We start from the raw sequence: 25,569 nt of genomic DNA, 5'->3' as shown, positions 1-25,569 counted from the left end.
TTTTTTTAGTATAAAAATGCTTATTTTAATTAAAATTTTTTATGAAAAAAACATTTGACCTAGAGTTTACTCAAAGGTTTATACTGACAATATAAAAACATTAAGGAGGGTTAATATCCATGGAATATACTAAGCTTGGAAATACAGGATTAGATGTGTCTCGTCTTTGTCTTGGTTGTATGAGTTTTGGTGATCCAAATCGTTGGATTCATAAATGGGTAATTGATGAAGAAAATAGTCGTACTATTATTAAAAAAGCACTAGACCTTGGCATTAATTTTTTTGACACTGCGAATGTATATTCAGACGGTACAAGTGAAGAAATTGTTGGAAGAGCTCTAAAGGATTTTGGGAATCGTGATGAAATTGTGTTAGCAACGAAGGTTTACTTTCCAATGCATGAAGGCCCAAACAGTGGTGGACTTTCTAGAAAGGCAATCCTCAGTGAAATTGATAAAAGTCTTAAAAGACTTGGAACAGATTATGTAGATTTATACCAAATTCACCGTTGGGATTATAATACTTCTATTGAAGAAACCATGGAAGCATTACATGATGTTGTGAAAGCTGGTAAAGCAAGATATATTGGGGCTTCTGCTATGTATGCATGGCAGTTTCAGAAGGCTCTTCATGTAGCTGAAAAAAATGGTTGGACTCGCTTTGTTTCAATGCAAAATCATTTAAACCTTATATATCGTGAAGAAGAAAGAGAGATGTTACCACTTTGTAAGGAAGAAAAAATCGGTGTAATTCCATATAGTCCTCTTGCATCAGGAAGATTAACACGTGATTGGTCAGAGACAACTAATCGTTCAGAAACTGACCAAGTTGCCAGAAGTAAATATGATTCAACTGCAGATAAAGATAGATTGATTGTAGATAGAGTTGGGGAAGTTGGAGAAAAACGTGGCGTTTCTCGTGCTCAAATTGCACTTGCATGGCTTTTGCAAAAAGAACCTGTAACAGCGCCTATTATTGGTGCTACGAAAATTACACATCTGGATGATCCAGTAGATGCTCTTTCTATTAAGCTAACTGCTGAAGAAATTGCGTATTTGGAAGAACCATATGTTCTACACAAAATAGTTGGTTTTAAGTAATATAAATGTAAAGAACGGATTTCTTTTCTCCGTTCTTTTTATTGATACTAATCTTAAAGATGTTACGTTTCTAAATATTTAAGGGATTTATGTATAAGCATTGGTATTTTCATAATTTTTAAAAGGATACTTAATTAGCGATAAAAAAAGCTTTTTATAAATAGAACTAATCCACTTATTATCAGTAAAGCGATTACTAATTTTTTTATACTTTCTTCATTCATACGAGAATCTACTTTAATGCCTATCATCATTCCTATAACAACGGCAGGTGAAAGATATAATGCCATAAGAAGTGTTTCCTTATTCAATATACCTGTGTATAGATATAGAAAGAATCTAAATATATTGTCTACTAAAAAAACACAGCAAATATTGGCACGAAATTGACTTTTAGTATTTGTGGTTCTCATAATATATGCTACTAAGAGTGCGCCAATTCCATATAATCCAGCTAAAGTTCCAGAGAGTACACCAATGAACGTAAGAAATATGGGATTAGTTTTGTTAACTTCATTTTCATTGGTTTTTCTTGTTAACATTTCAAGTCCCATTCCAGCAATTAAAAGACCTAATATGGATTTTAATATCCAATCACTGCCGATCTTTAATAATAATGTTCCCGGTATGATTCCAATTATTAGCATAAGGGATAGGGGAAGAATTACTTTAATAGAAATATTTTTTCTTTCTCGCCATACTATAAAAATATTAGTTGGAATGCTGAAAAGAAGATCTATAGGGGTAGTCAATTTATTTGATGTTACAAAGGAATATAAAGGGCTCATCACAAGAGTATTTCCAAAGCCAGTTATGCCTTTAATAAAATATGCTAATAGAGTAGAAATAAAAAGAAAAGTAATATACATTTTAGCCTCCTAATATTGTGTAGTGTTATAGTTCTAACTATAATGTTAAATAAGAAAGAAATCTATGTCGAAATTACTAAGTTTTATAACAATATTGCTATTTGGAGGCATTATGGGAAATAAAGTTCTAAAAATTGGAGAAAACAAATTAGAAAATAGAGAATATGCTAGAAATAATGATTTCCCTTTTCGTGTTGATTACGAAGAAATAACTAATTATATTGGTTATTCTTTTGGGTGTCATTGGCATCCAGAAGTTGAATTTACTTATATTCTTAGTGGTTCAATGATTTATCAAGCCAATAATACACAGCACCTCGTGAAAGCAGGAGATGTTATATTTGTAAATCAAAACTGTCTTCATTCTGGAAAAGCTAGCAATGATTGCAGCTGTAGGTACTTTGCAATTACCTTTAATCCAACATTGATTTCAGGATATAAAAGCAGTATTTTTGAAAACAAATATATAGGAGAAATAATCAATAGTGACAGGATACCCTTTGTATATTTTGAAGGATCTAAAAAAGAAAATGAACAGATAGTCTCCTTATTGATGAGGTTAGAAGAACTGTATAGAGAAAAAGCTGAAGGATATGAATTATTAATAGAAAGCAAGTTATTTGAACTATGGTTTTATCTTTACCGAGATGTTTATTGTAAAGTTCCTGATGAACTTATAAAGCAGACTAAAAATATAATGCAAATTAAAGCTGCACTAGACTATATTCATGATAATTATAAAGAAAATTTAACATTAGATGATATCTCAGAAGCATGTAACCTTAGCAAAAGTTCTTGTTGTAGGTTATTTAAAAAGATTGTACATGGAACTCCTTTCAATTATCTTTTAAGTTATCGCATACAAAGGAGTATCCCTTATTTGTTAAGTGAAGGAATGAACATTACAGAGGCAGCTCTTTCTGTTGGTTTTTCTAGCAGCAGTTACTATTCTGAGATATTCAAAAAATATATGAAGTGTACTCCTACTGAATATAAAAATAATGTTGCAAGGTAAATGATACTAGGAAAAGATTATTTTACTATAAAGGCTATATACCTTTAAGTAAGTATATAGCCTCTAAAAAATTATCTAAAAAAGTATTCGATTACATTATGTAAAAAGTCATAGTAAGCGATTCCTATAAGCCCTAGGAGATAAGCCAATGACTTTTTTAAACATCCTAGAGAATAGAAGAGGATCGCTATAACCTACCATAGTGGAGATTTCACTGATAGTTAAGTAAGAATTGTTCATCAGTGCTGCGGCCTTTCTGATTCTATAATTTATAAGATAAGTCTTTGGTGTTACGCCTACAGCTTCCTTAAAAATTTTTGTCATATAGTTACGATTTAACTTTAAGTACTCAGCAATTTCGGTAATAGACAAGTCTCTTGTGTAGTTCTTGTCTATAAACAGTAAGGCTTGTTGAATGTAAAAATCCTTAGGATGTAAAGGATTTTCAGGTGGACAATTTGAGTATGAAGGCTCATCAATCATAGCAAGAAGATGATATAAGCAGCTAAGTATCAATAAATCATGATTACGATTTAACTTGCAGGCATCAAAAAGCTGTTGAAAAGCGTTCTGTAGTAGTGTTTCTTCTTTAGAAAAGAAAATCCTATGGTCTTCACATAAGCCAATTTGATTTAAATATTCTTCTGCCAACTTCCCATTAAACTCAATCCATGAATATGTCCAAGGACTTTCTCCATCAGCTGTATAATGTGCCATATCCTTGGGATAAATTAGAAAACCTTCATTAGGTCCTAAGGAATAAGTGGTACCATTAACGTAAAAAGTTCCTTTCCCACTATGTATAAAATGAATTAAAAAACGATCTTTTAAGTTAGGGACCCAGGTATAGTTGGGTGAACATGACTCCTTTCCACAATAAAAGAGATTCAAATCCAATTCATGTTCCTTGGAAGAAGTGTTTAAGATATATTGACAATGCATCATTTTTACGAACCTCTCATAGGTAATAAATTATACTTATATGTAGCATTATACCATATTTTCAAATGATGTTACTATATATATTATGATGTAATTTAAGTAAAATGTTAATAATGTAACAGATATATACTAAATTAGAGAAAGTAATAAAATGATTTTTTGGAAAAAACGTATATAGTTACATTAAAATAGAGGGGAGGATAAATTATAATGAGGAATGAAAAAAAGATTAGAAAAAAGGGGATATTTACTGTTGGTTCAACAATGGTTATAGCTTCAATGCTTCCTAATGCTGTTGTTTTAGCTGGTACTACAGGATCAATAAACGTAAATATTGATACCACGGCAGAAAGGGCAGCGATTAGTCCTTATATTTACGGAGGAAACTGGGAATTTAATAATGCTAATCTGAGTGCAAAGAGATTAGGTGGTAATAGATTTACCGGTTATAATTGGGAAAATAATTTCTCAAGTGCAGGGAGTGATTGGAAGCAATCAAGTGATACTTATTTATTATCAAATGGTAATATACCAGAAGCTAGATGGAGTGAACCAGGAGTAGTAGCAACGGATTTTCACGACAAAAACTTATCTGCTGGTGAGTCATATTCTATCGTAAGTTTGCAAGCTGCAGGCTATGTTGTAGCAGATGGAAATGGTACAGTAGCAGAATCAGAAGCTGCTCCATCAGCAAGATGGAAAGAAGTAAAGTTTAAAAAGAATGCACCATTTTCTCTTACACCTGATACAACAGATAACTATGTTTACATGGATGAATATGTGAATTTTCTTGTAAACAAATATGGAAATGCTTCTACGGCCACTGGTATTAAAGGATATTCTTTAGACAATGAGCCTGCACTTTGGCCTGGTACTCATCCAAGAATTCATCCACAGCAACCAACTTGTGCAGAGATTGTTGATAAAAATATTAATCTTGCAAAGGCAGTTAAAAGTGTAGATCCGTATGCAGAGACCTATGGACTTGTAGCTTATGGTTTTGCTGAATATAATAATTTCCAAAGTGCTAAAGATTGGGATTCTGTTAAAGGTAGTTATAACTGGTTCTTAGATTATTATCTTGATAGTATGAAGAAGGCTTCTGATGCAGAGGGAAAAAGGCTTATCGATGATTTAGATTTGCACTGGTATCCTGAAGCTTCCGGTGGCGGAAAAAGAATATGTTTTAATGATGATACTAATTGTACTAATATTGATTGTAATAAAGCACGATTACAGGCACCAAGAACATTATGGGATCCTACATATACAGAAGATAGTTGGATAGGACAATGGTGTAAGGATAAACTACCTTTAATTCCTAAAGTTCAAAACTCAATACAAAAATATAATCCAGGAACAAAGCTTTCATTTACTGAATATTCATATGGTGGAGATAACCATATAACTGGTGGTATTGCTGAAGCAGATGTTTTAGGCGTTTTCGGAAAGTATGGAGTTTATTTTGGATCAGTTTGGGGTGGCGGAACATATACAGCATCAGGCTTTAACATATATAGAAACTATGATGGAAAAGGATCAAAGTATGGTGATACAAAGGTAAAAGCTGAAACATCAGACGTTGAAAATAGTTCTGTATATGCTTCAGTTGATAAAAATGATGATTCTAAGTTACACATTATTATGATAAACAAGAATTATGATAATCCTGAAACAATAAATGTTAATTTATCTAGTACTAAAAATTATAAGTCAGGAAAGGTATGGACTTTTGATCAAACAAGCGCAAACATTACTGAAAAAGCTCCAATTGAAAGTATTAGTGGAAATGTATTTTCATATACATTACCTGCCTTATCAGTAGCGCATATAGTTCTTGATACTAATTCAAGTACAATAATGTATGGTGATTATAATAAGGATGCAAAAGTAAATGCTTTAGATTATGGTCTTTTTAAGAAATATTTATTAAATTCAGATGGTAAATATGAGGTAGTTCTAGATCTTAATCTTGATGGTAAAGTAAATGCTATTGATTTTGCTATTATGAAACAATATTTGCTTGGGATAATCGATAAATTACCGAGTACACCAAGTAAATAGAATAGATCTGATAATAACTGTATTCAAAAGTTTATCAATAGTATACTATTGAGGGTATGGATAGTATAATAGATAGAGACAAGTTTTATATGTGATAGATTTAAATAGCTATACCTTCTTTTTAAGATGTATAGCTATTTTTGTGCTACAGATAAATAATTGAATAGTATTAGAAAAAAAGCTTACAAGCGTATTGGAATAAATATTAATAATATACATAAATTGACACGATGTAAGTTTCTATTTTATAATGGAAAAAATGAAGATGAGAGTGGTGTTTGTAGTGGAGAATTTTGGGAGATTAATTTTTACAAATAATATATTCTTGTATTTATTAGGATTTTTATTTTTACCGATATTATTATTTTACAAAGGGAAAGTATTTAAAAATAAAAAGTATAACGAAGAATTTTTATCAAGAACGACTACTGATTGCATGAAAGGGTTGGCAATTCTAGTGGTAATGATTCATCATATATCATTGATCATGGAAAAACCTGCATATATGAAACCATATATGATGTTTGGTTATCTAGCAGTTACAATATTCTTTTTATTCTCTGGATATGGACTAGCAGTTTCAATAGTTAAGAAAAGAAACTATTTGCAAGGCTTTTTTTCAAAACGTTTAAGTAAAGTTTATATTCCATTTGTGATAATAAATGTAGTAACTATATTATTAGCTAGCTTTTCTCAGGGGAGTTATAATATATTTCAGATACTTATATATGCTTTAGGTATTAAATTAATAGATAGTACTTTGTGGTTTATCCAGACTATCATTTTATTTTATGGAGTATATTATTTTGCCTTTAGCATTTTGCCTAAAAATTTTGCAGCTCATTCTATACTTATATTCGCATTTTTTTATTTCATAGCTTGTCATAAGGTAGGTTTAGGAGGATGGATATATAATACTTCCTTTTGTTTCCCAATAGGAGTATACATGGGATTATATTATGACAAACTCTATAAGTTTATGAAGGAAAGATATTTTGCTATTGCAGTTTTAAGTATAATTTCCTTTGTTGCAACTTTTCATTTAGGAAATCTAGTTCAATCAAGTTATCAAGTGTTTTTCGCTACAGCTTCATCAGTATGCTTTATATTTGTTACATTAATATTTTTAATGAAGGTAAAGATAAAATCAGAACCCTTACGGTTACTTGGGATTATATCTTATGAAATGTACTTAGTACATATGAAGGTTTTTATAATTTATTTTAACTTTGTTAGGTTAAGTGAAAGCTACAGTACTTATATTTATATTGCGTTAGTAGTTCTAGTAGCAGTTCTTTTTAATAAATTATTCAATATTATTTCTGTATTAATTAATAGAATACAAGTTATTTCCTTAGAGGAAACTGAAAAATAGAAATTTTAAAACTACCTATTACTTATTATAAAAGTAGCAATAGGTAGTTTTTGTTTTTAAAATATCTTGTTTATAAGGGATAAAAATTATATATAAGTTCCATAAAATTTATGCATTCCTATAGATCTTTAGCTAGATTGTTCAATTCATCTGTCATTGCAGATAATTCTTCTATACTTGCAGAAACTTCTTCAGTTGCAGCGGCTTGTTCTTCACTAGAAGTTAGAGATTGGCGACTTTCTTTGTTAACTTCGGATATTTTTTGTTTGATTTCATCAGTTAGTATTTTGATTTGAGGAACAGTTTCTTTTGATTGACTTGATAATTTTCTAATTTCTTCTGCTACTACTGAGAAACCACGTCCATTTTCACCAGCTCGAGCTGCTTCAATTGCAGCATTAAGCCCAAGCATGTTTGATTGATTAGCGACAGAAGTAATAAATTCTGAAACACCATTTATTTTATCTAAGGTTGCTATGATAGATTCTATATGTGAATATAAATTTTGTTCATTTTCATGTATTTTTGATGAACTTGCAGCTAATTCTTCTGTTGTTGCAGATATGCCTGTTAGACAACTAGCTAAGTTATTAGCCATATTCTTTAATTTAGTAGCAGCACTTTTGGGCGTAACGACTCCAATAGTGGCTACAATATTTTTACCTGTATCTTCATCATAAAGGGGATAGTTTGCAACATATACTGGAACACCATAAACTTCTTCACTTATTTCTTTTGTTTGTTCTTTTTTATTATGTATGGTTTGATAAGCAATGTCTGTAGCTTTTAATTCATAACCTACATACATATTAGGCAATGTGAATTTTTTTGAAGATTGAATATAAGCTACCTTTGTTAAGTCAGTCATATATATAAATGCGCCTTCAGGAAATAATTCTGCAACTATAGGAGCGAAGTTTGGGAACCCAGCAGCAACTGGATGTAGCCTTGGCATTAATATGGACATTGCACCAACAGGAGTATTAGAATCATCAACAAATGGTATGGAAGTTACGACTAATCTTCTTCCGTATTTTTCTCTTGGAACCTTTTCAGTAAGGGTATTACCTTCTCTTATGGCTCTTGCAGCAACAGAGGTTTCTGGCAAATCTGTACCGGCTTTAAAGCGATCCATATCAAAATTCTTTGAAGCTACTTTCCATTTTATTGTAAGACCTTCAACAAATAGAAATATGATGCCGCCTGGTATTACTTCACTTTCAATTTGGGCAAAGGTTTTTATGGCATCAGCATATTTAATATTAATCATTTTATCAATCCTCTCGTTTACATCATAGATATCTATTTAAATATTTATTGGTAGTAATGTATATAAATAATTTACAATATAGTTGTCGTTAAGATTTATCTATTAATTCTATAATTGTTTATTAGGTTTTCTTAGTGGGTAATTTTTAGAACTATCACATGTTCAGTGTGATTTATTTACATTAAACCCAGTTTAATTATAAAATAAACTTTAATGTAAATTTAAATTATATTCTCATATTTGTCAATAGTTTCAAAAGATTATGCTTATTAATAAGTGATTAATAGGTTAGTGATAAATGAGAATTTATAAATAGAAGTATGTGAAACATATCTAAAAGAGGTATGTATTAATAGGTATTGGTAAGAAGGAGGTTAACTAATGTAGAAAAATTGGATAATAAAATTTCAAAGGATATAATAGTATTCCTAATATCAGAAAATAATACTATTGAAAAACTTTTAATAAGCTGTTAGAAAAATAATCGGAGGGATTTACTTGAAAATAAACATTACGAAAAACCAATATAGAAAGCTAATTGACGTAATTTATGTTGGAAATATGATGATTAATGGTATAAGAAATGCTGATAAGCAGATCAAAGAATACGAGGATTTGGAGCAATACATATATTCTTTTGCAAAAGATTTTGGCTTTGAAGATTTAATTCAATATGAAAATTTACTAGAAGAATATATACCTACCAGAGAATTTGAAGATTCTGTGGTAGAAGAATATCTAGAAGTATATAATGACTATATTTTCTGGGAAGAGCTTCAGATGAGATTATCAAAGCGAGATGCTATATTGGAAACCAATACTGGTTGGGTTAAAAATGACGATAGTGGTGAATTAAGCGAAGAACAATTTAGAAGGTTGCTACATAGACAAGTTGAGATAGAAGAAAAATATGAGGACGAGTTTTGTCAGAATGGATTGGATAATATAACGGTGAAAATTAGAAAGTAACAGTAAAGAAAATAAATTTTAACATTGAAACTCTATCAAAATTTTATATCTATATTGAGAAATCAACATGAATTATTAAGATCCTTTATGGAAACTTAAATACAGATTAATAGAGGCATATATAGGGTTGAAGAAAGCAACTTTATATATGCCTTTTATGTATTCTAAATGAAAGTAGATTGCGATTATTAATTTTATGGAATTATTAGAGTGTTATAGCAATAGTATTCGGATGTGTTAATTTAGCGTTAATAATAGTGAAAGCTTAAATATCTATATGGTTATTTGTGATAATATGTATTATAAGTAAATTCAAGTATAATAAAAACAAAGGTCAAAAACTAATTGAAGTATTATACTAAGCATTTGAAAAGGAATGGGTGGGGAGTTAAGATGCACTTTGGTGGAAATATTAGAATGTATATGATTATAGGAATAATAGATCTTATTCGTGGAATACCAATAGCAATTTTAGTTTATGCAGTAATATTAGGCACTTTGTTAGTAAGCAAGAAAAGGAAAAAGATAGAATATAATAGAATTATTGTTGAGTTTATTTTTGTATTGTATATAGTAGCTATTCTGAAAATAACCGGAGTTATAGGTATGACTTTTAATATATACTGGTTTATAGACGGATTACGCTTTTTTGAATTTTCTCTGCCCTTTGATAATGCATCGCTGAAGATGGTAGTTTTGAATTTATTGCTTTTTGTGCCATTTGGATTTCTACTGCCGATAGCAATAAGAAGTGAAAAATGGAATTGGAAAAAAGCTTTAATGACAGGTTTACTATTTTCGATGACAATTGAAACTTTACAGATGTTTGCTGGAAGAATGTCAGAAATAGATGATTTGATAATGAATTCTTTAGGGACACTTTTAGGATATTGTGTTATTACAAAGTTTAAATGGGTAACTCGTAAAAGTTCTAAATAATTCTGAAAGTATATACTTACGTTTTTGAGGACGTAAGTTTTTTTTATAGTTTTATTTAAAAGGTAGCAACGATTTTGTTTAGGAATTGTCAAAGCATATTATGTTATAATTTAAGTAATAAAGTCTAAGGATGGATACCATGTATAACACAATAGTCGAATATCTAAAGAACTATAAAAAATCAAGGATAATCTTAGGGGAACTTGAAAAACTTGCACCGGGAGATATGGAGTACATTATCTTTGCACAGAATATAAGAAAGCTTATAGCTGATAATATTCTTGAAGAAATAAGTCCTAAGAATAATAACGGTAAGGAAATTCCTCTCGCCTATAAATTTAAGATAAAAAAGTATGAAGTTAAAAAGGATTATATTAATGAAATTCAAAGCTACATCTTAAAGGTTGATGGAGCTATAGATTTGCAGAAGTATTTTAAGTTAAGCGAGGAAACTTGGAAAAAGGACGTACCGTTTATTGAGAAAATAAATGATTATATAGTTAAGAAGGGTTTCCCAGAAGATGATGCCACCTCTCAAGAAAGATCTTTTCATATAGTTGGTGATGAAAAATGGATTGATGAGAAAGGTGGAAAGACGCTTTTAGAGAGGATCGGTTTATGGGAAAAACTTAATATCGTTAATAATTCAGATCCTTTGATGTTAGCTATTAATCCTAAGAGGATTATTGAAATTAACGATGATAAGTCATTATCATATTATCATCTTATTGTAGAGAACAAGGCTACCTTCATGGCGTTGATGGAGGGATTAGAGGAAACTGAATTTACTTCTCTTATTTTTGGTTCCGGGTGGAAGATAGTTTCTAATTATAGAATGTTAGAATTACAGCTAAATTTGAAGGGCAATCATAAGTTAGTTTATTTTGGTGATTTGGATAATGAGGGTATATCTATATGGAATTCTCTCAATGAAAAAATACAAGCTTCTTTGGCTATAGATTTTTATGTAGAGTTATTAAAAAAATCTTGTGAGCTAGGAAAAGAAAATCAACTTAGAAATGATAATGCGATAAAAAACTTTCTTAGTTTTTTCAGTGAGAAGGATAAAAATACAATTTTAGGATGTTTGGGAAGCGAAAGATATATACCGCAAGAGGCTTTAAATAAGGATGAACTTAAGAGTATATGGAGGAGTACAAGGTGAGCTTAATTATAAGTAATGTAACGGAAAATTATCGTGAAAGAATTCAAAGACTAGCTTTATTTGATCCTTTATATAAATTGCAAAATAAAAATTCAAAGGATAATAGCAATAATCCCATTGATTATTTTAGCTTAGGCTTACTAGCTTTATTGTTTTTCTTTGAAAATATGCTTATGAGAAATAAAAAGACCGGAGTAAAGGAGTTAGCTGCTTTTTTGCAGGAGATAACTGACGGAGAAGTAGATTTAAATAAGGATGACTTTGAAAAGGTTGCAAGGACGATTATAGAAACCTTTAGACCGGCAACAGGAAAAAGAAATTCCAAGGTGTTTTTTAATTGGGAAACGAGAAAAGAGGACAGTGTTCAGTATTCAATTTTAAAGGCAGACAAGGCTGATTTAACTAATAATACTCAATACTATACCCTTGATGATCAAGGACTAGAGTTGATTTTTGCTACAAAAGAGTATTTCAATGAATTTCAGTTATCGATAAATCAACTTGTTTTAAGAAAACAATTAGAGAAGGGTGAATTCGTAGGAGCATTAAGGCAGATTAATGAGATGGGCCTTGATGTAAAGAATCTTCAAGATAGAATTGTAAGAATAAAACATGAGGTTAACAGGAATATTGTATCCACTGAAACCTATGAAAGGTATAAAAATATTATTGAAGATATAAACATGAGGCTTAATCGTGAAAATGATGAATTTGATGAATTACAAGCATTTGTAAAGGATACAAGAGAAAAAGTGGGCAATGAAATTACTAACGATAAGGATAGAAAGGCTTATGACCTTATTATTGAAATTGATAGAGAATTGGGACAAGTTCATTATGAGCATAGACTTCTTCTTAAAGAAAGTATTATTCTAAAAACTACAGCACTTCAAGCTGCTCAGGATGCCTTATATTATGTAGGTATCGATTCTTTTAACTTTGATCAAGAAATTACTAGCAGAGTATTTTCATCTCCACTTCCTTTAAACGCTACCAGACGATTAATTGAACCTTTTATGTATTTAGAAAAATATGAAACTTGGTCACCTTTATCGGTATTTGCCATGCAGAGACTTGAAAACAAAGATAAAGTGGACAGAACTCAGGAATTTTTATCTCTAGCAGAGGATGAGGAAGCGAAATTAGAACTTAAAAAGCAAAGTGGGAACTTTAAGGTGATAGCAGACCTTGCAATTAAGACTATTAGTGATAAAGCTCAAGAAACGCCTAATATTAATGAAGTTACTCTTGCTGAAGTTATTGAATATATGAAGGAAAATAACCATGAGAAAATATTAGATTATCGTATTTTCTATGATTTCTGGATAATACTTCATCAAAAGTCTCCTATTGATATAGCTACATTAGAAAAAAGTGAAGAACTTTTATTTGGAGAAGCGTTTACTCTTTTAATGAAGAAAGGAAGTATTTTATCTATAGAAGAAGTTCAGGAAGTTCTTGAGGTTACAGAGAGATTTACTATAAAAAATATGTTATTAAGATTGGAGGGTAAAGATGATTCTATATAATAATGAACAAGTGATGCAAGCCTTTAAACTTTATTCTATTCTTTCAATGCAAGGCTATGGATCGAAAGAAGATTTAAGGCTTTATATTTCTGATGAAATGATAAGGGGATTGGTGGATCAGTTTGCCCGTGAAGTGGATTGTACTATTTTCGCGTCAGGAGATTATATATATTTGATTCCAGTATCAAGGAATTCTATTTTTCATGTTTCAAATGAAACTATTAGGAAAAAATATTTGCCTGCAAAAGCAGTGAATTTGGATTTATATTTGATGTATGTTTCTATAATCGTTTTATTCGGAGAATTTTATGACAGCTATCAGACCATGGAAGCTACTAGGGATTTCTTAACTATAAATGAATGGCTATCAAGTTTAAATGAGAGGATTACAGTATTAAGCGACCATGATGATGAAAGATTAAAGGAATTAGATCGTGAGTTTGATTATAATTGGTCTGCCATTATAGAAAAGTGGGTGGATATGGATGAAATTAAAGAAACCGCAAAGTCTCAAGATGCTAGAACTATAAGTAGAAAAAGTTTTTTAAATACTGTAAAGCAATTTTTAGAGGCTCAGGAACTAGTAAAGGATATCGGTAATGAAGAGCTTGAGTTAACAGAAAAATCTAAGAACATAATTCAAAGATACTATATGGAATATGACTATAACAGAGGAATTCTTGATTTTATGTATAGTCTTGATCATAAGAAGGGAGAAGAATAATGCCAGCTATTTCAAAAATCCGTTTTACCAATGTTATTTATGAAAATGGTGAGAAGCGTTATAACGATGACACTTTTCAGTTTGATGGTCACAATGGAGCTATTTTGCTTGAAAATGGCGGTGGAAAAACCGTTTATGTACAAACAGCAATTCAAGCAATATTGCCTCATGCAGAAGTGGCAGATCGTAAAATCAAGAATACGTTGATTCTTGAAAATAGTGCTGCTCATATAGCTATAGAGTGGATATTAAGTGAAAGGCCAAGACGTTATGGGTTAACAGCAGTAACTTTATTTATGAATAAAGGCTCTGTAGATTCCTATAAGTATGCCTATGAATATGATGAAGGCGACGATAATTCAATAGATAAGATTCCTTTTGTAAAGGAAAGTATAAATGATAAAAAGAGACCGGCAACAAAAGAAGAAATATGGGAATATTATTCCACTATGAGTCAAAATAGAATTAATGCTCATGCTTTTACTACCATTAAAGATTATCATGAGTATATTGAAAAGAATTTTAAAATCATTCCTTCAGAGTGGAGAAAGATAGCTATTATTAATGGTGCTGAAGGTGGTGTAGAAGCTTTCTTCGATGCTTGTAAAACAACGGGACAACTTGTTGATAATCTTCTTATACCTACTGTTGAGGAAGCTTTAGCTGGAGAAGGAACAAAAGAATTTGCAGACACTTTTGAAAAACAAAGGGATCATTTCAAAAAATATAAGCAGTTAAAGGCTAGGATAGAGGAAAGCAGAAAGGTTGAAAATCAGATAAATTCATAATCTTAACCTTGCAAAGGAAGCATGGATTGAAAGCAAGACTACCTATGGAGTTAAAGAAAAAGATTTTTACGCAAGATATGACCATGTAGTTAACTTTGATATTCCTATAGAACAGGTACCATCTGTATTAAAAGAGGAACAACAGGATCTTTTGAAAAAGGAAAAATATTTAGAAGATCAATGGAAGGCTTTAGAGAAAGAGAGAAAAGATATAGAGCAAAGCTTATTGACCTTGAAAAATAATAGCTATGAGTATAAATATCTGTTGGCAGAGATTAAAGACTTGGAACTTTTAGAGGAGCTAAAGCACAAGTTCCCATATAAAAGATTAGAAGTAGTAACTGAAATAATTTCTGATATAGCTAGACTTACAAAGAGTGTAGAAGATAGAAAACTCAGAGTTGACAGGCAAAAGCAAATGTTTATTAGTTTTTGTAACACAGAAATCCTTGATGTTAAGTTAAAGGAAATGGCTGTTAATGGAGTAGAGTATAAGAAGGTTTTTGCAGATATAGTAGAGTGGCAGAACAAAATGCAAGAAAGAATTACTCGAACTATAGAGATAGCAGAAAATGATATCCGTGAGCATGATAAGGAAGTTCAGCAATTTATTAATCACCTTCATTCATACTTAGTTACTATAGTACAGGAATTAAAACAGCTTCCAAAGAAGACAAAAATAAAAATAGAAGAAGATTGGAAGGAAGTTTTTATATTCAGCATACCAGAGTGGGATGAAAAGGATGGTAAAGAGGAATTAGCAAAACATATTGATTGGATGCTAAAGCAACTTGACGGAGATAAATTCAAGGATGAAAATGGCGTTGAACTTGAAAGTGAAGTGAAAAAATCCATAGATAAGTGGCTTCAATCAAAGCAACTGTTGCAGATTGTTATGAAGCAAAATAATATTAAGGTAAAATGTCGTAAAGTAACTAATGACAGAAAAATGAGCAGTAAGCCTTTCTCTTGGGAAGAATCAAACGCTTGGTCTGGAGGAGAAAAGTGGAGCAAAAACATGACCTTGTTCCTTGGTATATTAAATTACTTAGCAGAAAAACGAGCACAAATTCAACCATACCATAAGCGTTACAGGACTGTTATAGTAGATAATCCTTTTGGAAAAGCTTCTAGTGACCATGTGCTTGACCCAGTATTTTTTATCGCTGAACAATTAGGTTTTCAAATCCTTGCATTAACTGCTCATGCAGAGGGAAAATTCATACGAACCTATTTCCCTATAGTATATAGCTGTAGATTAAGACATGCTAACAATGGTAGCAGTCAAATTATGACTAAGGAAAGGGAAATAAGAAAAGCTTTCTTTAGAGATAGTGATCCTCAAACGCTCCTAAGACTTGGACAACTAAAGCAGATGGGTCTCTTTGATTTTGAGGAACTAAAATAGATTAGACTTTAATAACTTAATAATTGACTTTTACGATAATAAAGATGCAGATAAGATTTTTTTAATTATTTTATAATTCTTGTTTAGAAAGATATTAATTAGATTTGAAGTTCTTGGGGAAGGAACACATATTAGCAAATGGTAGTTACTAAAAAAGTAGCTACCATTTTATTCATTACTAGATATCTTCCCTGTATATCTTTCACGGTACTCTGATGGTGATATTGCCATTGCTTTACGAAATACCTTAGCAAAATAGTTTCCGTTAGCAAAGCCACATTCTGTAGCAATCTCATTGATATTCATAGTGGTGTTTAAAAGAAGTAAAAGGGATTGCTCGAGACGGAGCTGTGTTAGGTATTGCATAGGTGTAATTCCTTTTTGTGCGTGGAACTGTCTTGTCAAATGAGGAAAACTGACACCGAGGTTCTGACACATTACAGACAAATTCACTTGGTGTTTGTAGTTTCTCTGAATCCATATTTCTGCATCTTCAACAAATGCGTTTTTTTTATTTTGTAAAGGCAATTCTATTTCCCGTTGTAAAGTGCTTAGAAATTGATAGAGGAATATGCCACTGTCATAGCGTTCATATTTTCTACCTTGTTTAATGTTCTGGTATTCTTCTAAAAAGCAGCAGATTGATTGGCTTGAACTATGAATTGAAAATGTCTTACCAGCGATTTTTTGTATTCGATTAAAAAAGTGACTTGCCAATTCTCCATCAAAGTGGATATAAAAAAACTTCCAACTGCCTTTTGTTGGTAGGTAGTATCTGCTAGAGTCCGGAAATGTTATGAAAAATGCTTTGCCTGGTGTAAGCATTATAGTTTTGTCATCTGCTTCGAAAGTACCACAGCCTTCAAGGGTGCACTGGAGTAAAAATCCAGGATATGCACCACGTTTTTCGTTATGAAAATCGTAAAATTCATCTTGTCTTAGTTCAATTCCAAAGTCGTATAGATAAAGAGGTGAATCTAATAGTCTGTCGAAATCAAGAAAACCAAATGATTGAATAGCATTATTAATCAAATAATTACCCTCCTAATATCATATCGTTACTCTTTATAAGCGTTTTTGCCGTTGGTATAATAAAATAAAATCTATCAATATTTTACCATGAAGGGATGAGCTTATGAACAAAAATTTTTTAATTTCGTCTCCGCCAATGGGCTGGAATAGTTATGATTATTATGATACAACCGTAAACGAAGATAATATAAAAGCTAATGCAGACTATATGGCTGCTAATTTAAAAGAGTATGGATGGGAATATATTGTCGTTGATATAGAATGGTACTCTTATGATGCAGGTACTCAACGTGATAAACATCAATATATACCTTTCTGGCGTGTTGAAATGGATGAATACTCAAGGTTATTACCATGCCCAGAACGATTTCCATCTTCAGCTAATGGACAGGGATTCAAGCCACTTGCTGATTATGTACATTCTTTAGGTTTGAAATTTGGAATTCATATTATGCGTGGGATACCAAGAATTGCTGCGCATAATCATACAAAAATTTTAGGAACAGATAAAACAGCTAATGAAATTGCAAGTCCATACTCAATTTGTAGTTGGAATCCAGATATGTATGGAGTGATACCAGAAGATGAAGGATCACAGGAATATTATAATTCTATTATGAATCTTTATGCAGAGTGGGGTGTTGACTTTATTAAATGTGATGATATCTGCCGTATGGATGCAGCCTCTTCTAAAAAAGAAATCGAAATGTTGCATAAAGCAATACAGCAATGTGGACGTCCGATGGTACTAAGTCTATCACCAGGACCAGCACGTATTGAAGAAGCATGGCACTATGAAAAGTATGCTGACATGTGGCGTATTACAGATGATTTCTGGGATGATTGGAGGCTAGTTCTTAATATGTTTGAACGCTGTGAATTATGGCAGAACCATGTGGATAAAGGTGGCTATCCAGATTGTGATATGCTTCCAGTTGGTATGTTAGGGAAAGGCTTTGCTGATGAGCATATGACACATTTAACAAGAGATGAACAGATTACTATGATGACTCTTTGGTGTGTGTTCCGTTCACCGTTGATGATTGGAGGAGAACTTACACTTCTTGATGAGTGGACTGAGAAATTGCTAACTAACAGTGAAGTACTTAGCCTTCTGACTTTTTCTCATAATGCTAGACAGCTAGTTCGAGATTCGGTGCATTGTGTATGGTATAGTGAGCATAAGGTAGGGGATTGTAAGTATCTAACTGTATTTAATCTTGCTGATGAGGAAAGAGTGATTAAAGTTTCACCAACTATTGTGAATAAGGAAACCTTTGTAGGCTTGAAATTTAAGGAACTTTGGACAAAGGAAACATTTACTTGTGAAAATGAAGAGTTATCTGTGAAGATACCAGCACATGGAGCAAAACTTTATAAATATTAATACCGTATGAAATAAAAATCCTTGAAATTACAAGGATTTTTATTATTTACAGCTACTTTGCAAATTTAAGTTAAATCGAGCCTTATTGAAAAAAGATCAGGATGTTTATAACTTCATTACATTTCTCATAATTGACCTCAACAACAAAAAAAATGACCAAAATTCAAAAAAAATAAATATATATTTATCAATTTTTTTTATGTAGAGTTTAATAAAATTTAAATGATTTAAGTGCAAATTTTTTCATAGTAAGTTATAAATTTTTTCATGGTATATGTAAAGGAATTAATTAATATTGAAAGAGTTTAATAGTGGAATTAATTACAAAAAAATACCGTTGCACGAATGGTTGATGTGGCATTTGAGTAAGATTATTAACAATATTAAAAATATTTAAAAATAGTCAAAAATATACCAAAAACAAGTATTTAGATTTATGTGAAGTAATATGTCGAAAATGGTAAAATGAAACAAATTGACACATATAAAATAATAAGTTAAGGTAGAAACAAGAGGAATAATCATAAGATATTAAAAAAAATTTAAACAAATAGTTAATGTAATTAAAAAACGGAAAAATTTTTATAATTTATAATATATGAAAAATAATTGATTTTACATATAAGTATATTCAATATTGAAAATTCTATTTATTGAATTATAAGTAGTTAGGTAAGGTGTTATAGGTGCATCATAAACTATAAATAATGGAGGTTTTCTATTATCCGTATTGTGGTTTCTAAATGAAATCATGTGAAAATTGCTAGCAGAAAGAAGTTTTATTGGACAAGCTTCTAGTACTAAGGTTTTTAGCATGAAATTAAGTTTCTTAAGGCATTCTTTAACTCTTTAAGTATTCAATTATGTTTTAGAAAGTGAGTAGTGTAAAATTTTTATTGTTTTAGCTACTACAATGATAGAAATTAAAAATTTAAAGTGTCAGTCTAAGCACTTGCAAATGTATACGTTATCTATAATGTTGTTGCTAAATATGTTTTTGAGTGAGGACACTAAAATAAAAAAATTAAAAATGAAAAGTGTTGTTAGTGGAATATATCTTATATTTTTTTCTATATTCCTATATTTTTTAGTAAAAAAATATTAATTTAGATAAAATATATAAGTTATATATATTTAATTTATAGTTTAGGAAGGGGGATGGACTATGAATGCTGACTTATTAATTGAAGAATTAGAAATGAATGTTGACAGCGCTTTTGAAGGAATAGACATCATCGAATTAGATGAAACTATGACTCTTTCAGAAACAGCTGCATCTTCAGGAGTTAGTTCATGCAACAGCTGTTCTTGCTGTGGATCTACTTCTTGCTGCAGTATCAAAACAATTTCTATTACATAATTAATTTTACGTAATAAGCAGTTTTGATATGAGTATGTGGGGAAGGAGGCGAGGTTATGAATAGTAACTTATTAATTGAAGAGTTAGAATTAAATGTTGATAGTGCTTTTGAAGGAATAGATATTATCGAATTAGATGAAACTATGACTCTTTCAGAAACAGCTGCATCTTCAGGAGTTAGCTCATGCAACAGCTGTTCTTGCTGTGGATCTACTTCATGTTGTAGCATTGGAACAATCAAAATCACTTAATCAATTAATCAAAGGGTTAATAAAATAAATAATATTTTAGGAGGGAATTATTATGAATAGCAATTTACTAATTGAAGAATTAGAATTAAATGTTGATAGCGCTTTTGAAGGAATAGATATCATCGAATTAGATGAAACTATGACTCTTTCAGAAACAGCTGCATCTTCAGGAGTTAGCTCATGTAACAGCTGTTCTTGCTGTGGATCTACTTCATGTTGTAGCATTGGAACTATCAATATTACATAATTATTGTTAGAATTTAAAGATTATTATTAACTAATAGAGTAATTTCGGGACACCTCAAAAAAAACAAAAATCAAATTGTTTTAAAGAGATGTCCCGGAATATTATATAACAATCTTTTATAAAAAATATATTTTAAAACGAGGTTTAAAATGATTGTAGAAAATTTAGTGAAGAATTATGGAGATACACAAGCATTAAAAGGTATAAACTTTTCAATAGCAGCTCCTGCATTTGTAGGTCTTATAGGACATAATGGTAGTGGAAAATCAACTCTCCTTGAGATTCTAATGGGAATAAAAAAACATACATCAGGAACTATAACTTTTGATGAAGGCTTAAATCCAGAAAATTTTAAGGAAAAGTTAGGAGTAATTTTACAAAGTAATGCTTTCTATGATAGCATCAAGGTTTATGAACTTTTGAGACTTTTCAAAACTTATTATAAAGAAACATATGATATTGATTATCTTATAGAAGTTTTAAATATGGGCAGCTATAAAAATAAATATTATAGTAGTCTTTCTGGTGGTATGAAGCAAAAAGTAAATCTTGCACTTGCGTTCATAAATAAGCCTAAACTTGTGCTTTTAGATGAACCAACTACAGGATTAGATCCACTAGCTAGAAAAGAGTTTTGGGAAGCGTTACATAAACTATGCAATAATACTCTTCTATTTTTATCTTCACACTATATGGAAGAAGTTCAAGAACATTGTTCTAAAATCGTATATTTGCATGATGGGAATTTAGTTTTTGCCGGGGACACAAAAGAATTACTAGAAAAGGAAAATTTAAAATCCTTATCCGACGTATATTTACGAATATCTGGAGGTAAAAAAAATGCTATTTGAACAACTTAAAGTAGAATTACGTACTTATTTAAGACAACCATTATATCTTGTATTTAGCATACTTATGCCTGTAATGAGTTTTATCATGTTTGGGGTTATGTATGGAAATCAAAGCTATGATGGAGTTGACTTTTTTTCTCAATACATTCCAGGTCTATGTGTTATTGTTCTTTTCTCATCTTCGGTATTTAATATTGGAAACCAAGTTATCTCTGATAAAGAGAAAGGAATTTATAAAAGATTAGCTGCTACGCCAGTAAAACTTTCTAGAATAATGTTTGTTGTAATATTAAAGGCTTTTTTTGTTGCTATAATTGGATTTATTCTTATATTAATTTTAGCAAAGACTGTTTTTGATGCTACTTTTTCTACCATAGGATTATTTATTCCAGTATATATAGCAATGGTTATTTATTCACTAATTCTTGGCTTTGGAATTGGAGCTATCATTGATAAAGCAACTACATACTCTATTGCAATGATGTCGTTATTCTTTCCAATGTTTATTTTAAGTGATGCATCTTTCCCACTAGCTATGATGCCAGAAGTCTTAAAAAAAGCTGCAAATTTTAATCCTTTATATCATATAAACATAGTGCTTCGTATTGCATGGGATAGTTCATTATATAGCCAATTTAAAAATGAATTTTGGCTTGCTGTCGCATTCCTTTCAGTACTAATGGGAATATTCTTAATGGTGGTGGCTTATGTATGGAAAAGAAAGAGAAAATAAAAAAAATTCACATTCATCCTTTTAATATCTGTAGAGAAAAGCAACCTTTAGGAAATTTTTTGAAGGTTACAAATAAGAATAATCTTTATGAAGAAATTGAAAGGGTCAAAGAACAACTCATTAGTGATTCTAATGAGTTATTTAAGGATATATCAGAGAATTTAATACATAGGGACAATGAAAAGAAAAAGCTTTTGAAAAGTTTGAAAACTTTAAGACTAGATTATCCCTTTAAAGATTATGTATCTGGAAATGAAAGAATTCAAGGGAAACTTACGGAGTTTCAAGAAAAGATAGATAGTTTAAATGAAAAGCTTCAGTGTTTTGAAGAATCTTTTAATAAAGATTATTTAAATAATAGATATGAACTAAGGAAGCTTTTCAAAGAGAATAAAGAAATTTATGAATCACTTTATGTGGTGAACCCTGATATTTATCCAAAGCTTGATAGTTATCTTAATGATTTTCAGTCAGATAATAATAAGTTAAGGAAACTTGAACTAGTTTTAATGCGTATTGCTACAAAAGCAACTACAAAGACTAGCCCTATTGGTAGAATGAATCGTGTTTCCATTATAGGTAATGGAGAAGAGAGAAAATATGAAATTGATACGAATCAAATTTCAGTTAATAATGTTTTTTTATTTAGAATTTTTGAAGCTTTTCTTTTAAGTGAGGATATAATTAGACAAGCTAAGTTTACTATAAATAAGAATTATTACTTTGTAGATAAAGATTTATATATAATAACTCAAATTTCAGAAAATCGAAAGGTTTTTAATACTAAAGACCGTTCAGTAAAGATTGCAATGAATCAATATCTTCAAAGGTTTTTAATGGAAAAAGACTTAAGTGAAGTAAGTGCTGAAAGACTAAGGAGAATATTTCCTGTTAAGGATGAGACGATAGAGAAACTTTTAAGGAATTTTTACGGAATAGGACTAATTAAGTTTAAAGAATATTTTTCTGATGTTTATGATTCTATAAGTAGTCTTTTATGGTCAATTGGAAAATATGAAATTCCTTCTGATAGCAAATGGAATCAAGTTATATTCCAATTGAAGGAGATTAATAAAGATATACAGGAACTAAATATCAATTACAGAAATGATATTAGACAAAAAATTCTTAATAGATTCTATAAAATTTCTGAGTTAGCTGGTATTGATAGATTCAAAGAGAATGAATACCTATACGAGGATTACTTAGTGAAAAAAGAAGGTTTTTTAGTTCATGGGGAAAAGTTATCTGAAGATTTATATAAACTTTTAGAACTATATCCTTTATTTGATATTAATACTCGTATACAATTAGATGCTTTAGAAGAAATTAAAAAAGCATATAATGACACTAAAGTAAAAGTTAGTGATGACCATATTTTTCAGATAATAGCAAATACAAATGTTCATTATAGTTCATATTGGTATGACCCATGGGGTGAAATCGACAGTGTAAGTGAAGTAGGTAAACTATTAGATAAAATGAAGCAAGAATGGAAAAGTTATTTGCTTAATCAATTTGAAAAAATCAAAGATGGGAAAGGTAAAAAGGTTGTTGAGATTGAAGAGGGATTCATAGCTAGTTTAACAAGTCGAATTCCAAATGAATTAAGAGAAAATGATGTATCATATAGCCTATTTTATCAGATGCAAGATGAAAAAATGATCATAAACAAAATATATCCAGGATACATGAGTTTTTATAATAGATTTTTACGTTACACAGATATTGTAGAAAAATATAAACCACTTCTTCAGGATTTTTATTCTTCTGAAAAATATGATATGGCAGAAGTATACGAAACATTTGGATTTAATGCTAATGTGTATAATCCTATGTTTGATACAAGAATAACTTCAGATTTGACCAGAGATGAAAATATGAATGATGCTTTCAAAACAGTGAGAAAGTTTGAGGATATGACTATCAAAGAAGAAGAGGGAAAATTATTTTTAGAAGATGATCTAGGAAAGCTTTATAAGCCTGTTATTAGTACAAGCCTCATTCGTGTATTATATCCTGGTTTTATAGCCTTTTATACATCACTTTTTTCTAATATAAGCCATGTTTCAGAATTAGCTAGTATATTCTTTAAAAATTTGAAAGAAGGAAAGATTTTTGAATGTCCAAGAATAGTTATAGGGGATATTGCCTTAGAAAGACAAAAGTTCCTATTTAATACATCAATGCTTCACCATATAGAACATCTAGATAATATCGAAGCTTTTTTAACACTTAGAGAATTTTTCAAAAATCATGGTATTCCTTTGAAATTCTTTTTTCAGACTCGTAAAAAACCTTATGAGGATGATTCAGTTAGAAGTGTTTCAGTGGAATTTGATAAGCCGCAATATTTTGATTTAGAAAACATATTACTTTTAAAAGTATTTTTAAATGCTTTGAGAACCTCAAAAATTATTATGATCAGTGAGATTTTACCTGAAAATATTGAAAGTTGTGAATACTTGACTGAGTTCAATTTGAAGGAATGAGGGGATAAAAAATGTATCATAATTTGAAGATATATTTGAATATTGAGTCAGAGAAAAAGAATGATTTTATTGCAGAAAAACTTATTCCTTTTTGTAGGGAAGTAATTAAGAAAGATTATTATTTTTCGAGAAATATAGAAATATTGCCAGTTATCAATCTTTATATTAAAGCTGATAGAACTGAATTTTTGTATTTTTATAGTTCTTTTAATAAGGTCTTCGAGGAGTATGTATTAGCATTGACTCCTGAAGAGAGAAAAGGTAATGAGTTATATAATGAAAGAAAAGAAGATATAAGGAAAGTTAATGGGCTTAGAGAATTAGAAAATAAGGAAAATTTTACGATAGAATTTTATGAGATGGAGTTTATTGAAAGGTATGGCGAGTATACCTATATTGAAGAAAAAGAGCTTTATACAGAGTTCTTTTTTTCAACTCAGCGTTTAATGGAAGATACTTTTTTATATCTCAGAAGTAAAGGGAAAGCTCTTGAAGTTCCTATGCTCATGTGTATGTTTTTAGTAGTTTCTCAGCAATTAGACAATACCGGTGTTGGAAGAGGATATCTTTCTTTTAAATCGCATCTTTTAGGATTTTTGAATTATAAGAATAAAGATATCGAAAAGTACAAGATAATGTTTGAAAAAAACTTTCAAGTACGAGAAAAGGTATTAGATCAATTGTGTAATGTAATACAAAATAAAACTTTACTTGAGGAAGCTGCTGAAAAAGATCCATTTCTTGAAATTGTGCTTAGATGGAACAATTACATGGAGGAGATGTATGATAAATTGTTGCCAATTCAAAAACTCCCAAGTAAAGTTTCGTATAAACAAGCTATACAAACTAAATTAGCGCATCGGAGATTTAGAAAGATGAGTTCTTTCCATAACAAAGTATTCTCTGAAAAAAATAGAGACTTCTTTAAAGTTGATGAGTTCAGAGCTTATAGAATGCTTGTAAATTTTATATACCTAATCCTACCTAATATGGGCATGTCGTCTAGAAAAAGGGTAGAAGCTAGCTATATGTTAGTTGCAACTATGGAAAAGGAGTAAA

The 25,569-nt window shown here is 30.3% G+C and carries 23 protein-coding genes; 19 read left to right on the top strand and 4 right to left on the bottom strand.

Features of this window, described 5'->3' with window-relative positions; genetic code table 11:
* The first annotated feature begins 119 nt into the window (after window positions 1-119).
* Window positions 120-1,100: an aldo/keto reductase gene (locus tag CLOCEL_RS18210; RefSeq protein WP_010073661.1), complete on the top strand. Its 981-nt coding sequence runs from the start codon at window positions 120-122 to the stop codon at window positions 1,098-1,100.
* A 134-nt stretch (window positions 1,101-1,234) separates the two neighbouring features.
* Here CLOCEL_RS18210 and CLOCEL_RS18205 read toward each other — a convergent pair whose 3' ends face one another.
* Complete coding sequence (locus CLOCEL_RS18205) at window positions 1,235-1,969, bottom strand: sulfite exporter TauE/SafE family protein (RefSeq protein WP_010073660.1); 735 nt, start codon at window positions 1,967-1,969, stop codon at window positions 1,235-1,237.
* 112 nt (window positions 1,970-2,081) lie between these two features.
* Between CLOCEL_RS18205 and CLOCEL_RS18200 the strand changes: the two genes are divergently transcribed.
* The gene (locus tag CLOCEL_RS18200) at window positions 2,082-2,984 is read left to right on the top strand and encodes an AraC family transcriptional regulator (protein ID WP_010073659.1); all 903 of its coding nucleotides are present in this window, start codon (window positions 2,082-2,084) and stop codon (window positions 2,982-2,984) included.
* Between the two features lie 108 nt (window positions 2,985-3,092).
* On the opposite strand, the gene CLOCEL_RS18195 is transcribed toward CLOCEL_RS18200, so the two are convergent.
* Window positions 3,093-3,929 (bottom strand): AraC family transcriptional regulator, encoded by an 837-nt coding sequence (locus tag CLOCEL_RS18195; protein WP_010073658.1) that lies wholly within the window; start codon window positions 3,927-3,929, stop codon window positions 3,093-3,095.
* A gap of 207 nt (window positions 3,930-4,136) precedes the next feature.
* On the opposite strand from CLOCEL_RS18195, the gene CLOCEL_RS18190 reads away from it, so the two are divergent.
* Together CLOCEL_RS18190 and CLOCEL_RS18185 are read left to right on the top strand one after the other, a co-directional pair.
* The gene (locus tag CLOCEL_RS18190; RefSeq protein ID WP_010073657.1) at window positions 4,137-5,990 is read left to right on the top strand and encodes a glycoside hydrolase family 44 protein; all 1,854 of its coding nucleotides are present in this window, start codon (window positions 4,137-4,139) and stop codon (window positions 5,988-5,990) included.
* 250 nt (window positions 5,991-6,240) lie between these two features.
* Complete coding sequence (locus CLOCEL_RS18185; protein WP_242655178.1) at window positions 6,241-7,365, top strand: acyltransferase family protein; 1,125 nt, start codon at window positions 6,241-6,243, stop codon at window positions 7,363-7,365.
* A gap of 118 nt (window positions 7,366-7,483) precedes the next feature.
* Here CLOCEL_RS18185 and CLOCEL_RS18180 read toward each other — a convergent pair whose 3' ends face one another.
* A complete protein-coding gene (locus tag CLOCEL_RS18180; RefSeq protein ID WP_010073655.1) occupies window positions 7,484-8,635 on the bottom strand; it encodes a methyl-accepting chemotaxis protein in 1,152 nt (383 codons plus the stop codon).
* 498 nt (window positions 8,636-9,133) lie between these two features.
* Here CLOCEL_RS18180 and CLOCEL_RS18175 point away from each other — a divergent pair, with 498 nt between their 5' ends.
* From CLOCEL_RS18175 to CLOCEL_RS23350, 7 genes are all read left to right on the top strand, one after another.
* The gene (locus CLOCEL_RS18175) at window positions 9,134-9,604 is read left to right on the top strand and encodes a hypothetical protein (protein ID WP_010073654.1); all 471 of its coding nucleotides are present in this window, start codon (window positions 9,134-9,136) and stop codon (window positions 9,602-9,604) included.
* A gap of 393 nt (window positions 9,605-9,997) precedes the next feature.
* Window positions 9,998-10,543, top strand: coding sequence for a VanZ family protein (locus CLOCEL_RS18170; RefSeq protein ID WP_010073653.1), 546 nt, complete (start codon window positions 9,998-10,000; stop codon window positions 10,541-10,543).
* 139 nt (window positions 10,544-10,682) lie between these two features.
* Window positions 10,683-11,708, top strand: a complete 1,026-nt coding sequence (locus CLOCEL_RS18165) for a Wadjet anti-phage system protein JetD domain-containing protein (RefSeq protein WP_010073652.1) — start codon at window positions 10,683-10,685, stop codon at window positions 11,706-11,708.
* Window positions 11,705-13,237 (top strand): hypothetical protein, encoded by a 1,533-nt coding sequence (locus CLOCEL_RS18160; RefSeq protein WP_010073651.1) that lies wholly within the window; start codon window positions 11,705-11,707, stop codon window positions 13,235-13,237. The genes CLOCEL_RS18165 and CLOCEL_RS18160 overlap by 4 nt, the downstream gene beginning before the upstream one ends.
* Entirely contained in the window at window positions 13,224-13,961 is a 738-nt protein-coding gene (locus tag CLOCEL_RS18155) for a DUF6063 family protein (protein ID WP_010073650.1), read from the top strand. Before CLOCEL_RS18160 ends, CLOCEL_RS18155 begins: the two co-directional genes overlap by 14 nt.
* Window positions 13,961-14,749 carry a hypothetical protein gene (locus tag CLOCEL_RS23355; protein ID WP_010073649.1) on the top strand — a complete coding sequence of 263 codons (789 nt, stop codon included), beginning with the start codon at window positions 13,961-13,963 and terminating at the stop codon, window positions 14,747-14,749. Before CLOCEL_RS18155 ends, CLOCEL_RS23355 begins: the two co-directional genes overlap by 1 nt.
* A 151-nt stretch (window positions 14,750-14,900) precedes the next feature.
* A complete protein-coding gene (locus CLOCEL_RS23350; RefSeq protein ID WP_010073648.1) occupies window positions 14,901-16,157 on the top strand; it encodes a V-type ATP synthase subunit I domain-containing protein in 1,257 nt (418 codons plus the stop codon).
* 168 nt (window positions 16,158-16,325) lie between these two features.
* Here CLOCEL_RS23350 and CLOCEL_RS18140 read toward each other — a convergent pair whose 3' ends face one another.
* Entirely contained in the window at window positions 16,326-17,189 is an 864-nt protein-coding gene (locus CLOCEL_RS18140; protein WP_010073647.1) for a helix-turn-helix domain-containing protein, read from the bottom strand.
* A 103-nt stretch (window positions 17,190-17,292) separates the two neighbouring features.
* On the opposite strand from CLOCEL_RS18140, the gene CLOCEL_RS18135 reads away from it, so the two are divergent.
* From CLOCEL_RS18135 to CLOCEL_RS18095, 8 genes are all read left to right on the top strand, one after another.
* Complete coding sequence (locus CLOCEL_RS18135) at window positions 17,293-18,576, top strand: alpha-galactosidase (RefSeq protein ID WP_010073646.1); 1,284 nt, start codon at window positions 17,293-17,295, stop codon at window positions 18,574-18,576.
* Between the two features lie 1,165 nt (window positions 18,577-19,741).
* Window positions 19,742-19,936 carry a thiazolylpeptide-type bacteriocin gene (locus CLOCEL_RS18125; RefSeq protein WP_010073644.1) on the top strand — a complete coding sequence of 65 codons (195 nt, stop codon included), beginning with the start codon at window positions 19,742-19,744 and terminating at the stop codon, window positions 19,934-19,936.
* Window positions 19,937-19,992: 56 nt separating this feature from the next.
* Window positions 19,993-20,187, top strand: a complete 195-nt coding sequence (locus CLOCEL_RS18120) for a thiazolylpeptide-type bacteriocin (protein WP_010073643.1) — start codon at window positions 19,993-19,995, stop codon at window positions 20,185-20,187.
* Window positions 20,188-20,239: 52 nt separating this feature from the next.
* Window positions 20,240-20,434, top strand: coding sequence for a thiazolylpeptide-type bacteriocin (locus CLOCEL_RS18115; RefSeq protein ID WP_010073642.1), 195 nt, complete (start codon window positions 20,240-20,242; stop codon window positions 20,432-20,434).
* 149 nt (window positions 20,435-20,583) lie between these two features.
* Window positions 20,584-21,285 (top strand): ABC transporter ATP-binding protein, encoded by a 702-nt coding sequence (locus CLOCEL_RS18110; protein ID WP_010073641.1) that lies wholly within the window; start codon window positions 20,584-20,586, stop codon window positions 21,283-21,285.
* Window positions 21,275-22,018: an ABC transporter permease gene (locus CLOCEL_RS18105; RefSeq protein WP_010073640.1), complete on the top strand. Its 744-nt coding sequence runs from the start codon at window positions 21,275-21,277 to the stop codon at window positions 22,016-22,018. The genes CLOCEL_RS18110 and CLOCEL_RS18105 overlap by 11 nt, the downstream gene beginning before the upstream one ends.
* A complete protein-coding gene (locus CLOCEL_RS18100; RefSeq protein WP_010073639.1) occupies window positions 21,997-24,510 on the top strand; it encodes a lantibiotic dehydratase in 2,514 nt (837 codons plus the stop codon). Before CLOCEL_RS18105 ends, CLOCEL_RS18100 begins: the two co-directional genes overlap by 22 nt.
* 11 nt (window positions 24,511-24,521) lie before the next feature.
* The gene (locus CLOCEL_RS18095; protein ID WP_010073638.1) at window positions 24,522-25,568 is read left to right on the top strand and encodes a hypothetical protein; all 1,047 of its coding nucleotides are present in this window, start codon (window positions 24,522-24,524) and stop codon (window positions 25,566-25,568) included.
* Window position 25,569: the final 1 nt, after the last annotated feature.

This window comes from Clostridium cellulovorans 743B, from assembly GCF_000145275.1.
In the GTDB taxonomy this organism is placed as follows: domain Bacteria; phylum Bacillota; class Clostridia; order Clostridiales; family Clostridiaceae; genus Clostridium_K; species Clostridium_K cellulovorans.
The sequence above is the reverse complement of the archived record's forward strand: the minus strand, read 5'-3'. Positions and strand labels throughout refer to the sequence as shown.

Coding starts and splice junctions, on each gene's coding strand:
- CLOCEL_RS18170 (WP_010073653.1), top strand. CDS start 9,998: ATGCACTTTGGTGGAAATATTAGAATGTATATGATTATAGGAATAATA.
- CLOCEL_RS18185 (WP_242655178.1), top strand. CDS start 6,241: ATGGAAAAAATGAAGATGAGAGTGGTGTTTGTAGTGGAGAATTTTGGG.
- CLOCEL_RS18125 (WP_010073644.1), top strand. CDS start 19,742: ATGAATGCTGACTTATTAATTGAAGAATTAGAAATGAATGTTGACAGC.
- CLOCEL_RS18115 (WP_010073642.1), top strand. CDS start 20,240: ATGAATAGCAATTTACTAATTGAAGAATTAGAATTAAATGTTGATAGC.
- CLOCEL_RS18210 (WP_010073661.1), top strand. CDS start 120: ATGGAATATACTAAGCTTGGAAATACAGGATTAGATGTGTCTCGTCTT.
- CLOCEL_RS18205 (WP_010073660.1), bottom strand. CDS start 1,969: ATGTATATTACTTTTCTTTTTATTTCTACTCTATTAGCATATTTTATT.
- CLOCEL_RS18180 (WP_010073655.1), bottom strand. CDS start 8,635: ATGATTAATATTAAATATGCTGATGCCATAAAAACCTTTGCCCAAATT.
- CLOCEL_RS18190 (WP_010073657.1), top strand. CDS start 4,137: ATGAGGAATGAAAAAAAGATTAGAAAAAAGGGGATATTTACTGTTGGT.
- CLOCEL_RS18155 (WP_010073650.1), top strand. CDS start 13,224: ATGATTCTATATAATAATGAACAAGTGATGCAAGCCTTTAAACTTTAT.
- CLOCEL_RS18200 (WP_010073659.1), top strand. CDS start 2,082: ATGGGAAATAAAGTTCTAAAAATTGGAGAAAACAAATTAGAAAATAGA.
- CLOCEL_RS18110 (WP_010073641.1), top strand. CDS start 20,584: ATGATTGTAGAAAATTTAGTGAAGAATTATGGAGATACACAAGCATTA.
- CLOCEL_RS18195 (WP_010073658.1), bottom strand. CDS start 3,929: ATGATGCATTGTCAATATATCTTAAACACTTCTTCCAAGGAACATGAA.
- CLOCEL_RS18100 (WP_010073639.1), top strand. CDS start 21,997: ATGGAAAAGAAAGAGAAAATAAAAAAAATTCACATTCATCCTTTTAAT.
- CLOCEL_RS18165 (WP_010073652.1), top strand. CDS start 10,683: ATGTATAACACAATAGTCGAATATCTAAAGAACTATAAAAAATCAAGG.
- CLOCEL_RS23355 (WP_010073649.1), top strand. CDS start 13,961: ATGCCAGCTATTTCAAAAATCCGTTTTACCAATGTTATTTATGAAAAT.
- CLOCEL_RS18135 (WP_010073646.1), top strand. CDS start 17,293: ATGAACAAAAATTTTTTAATTTCGTCTCCGCCAATGGGCTGGAATAGT.
- CLOCEL_RS18120 (WP_010073643.1), top strand. CDS start 19,993: ATGAATAGTAACTTATTAATTGAAGAGTTAGAATTAAATGTTGATAGT.
- CLOCEL_RS18095 (WP_010073638.1), top strand. CDS start 24,522: ATGTATCATAATTTGAAGATATATTTGAATATTGAGTCAGAGAAAAAG.
- CLOCEL_RS18105 (WP_010073640.1), top strand. CDS start 21,275: ATGCTATTTGAACAACTTAAAGTAGAATTACGTACTTATTTAAGACAA.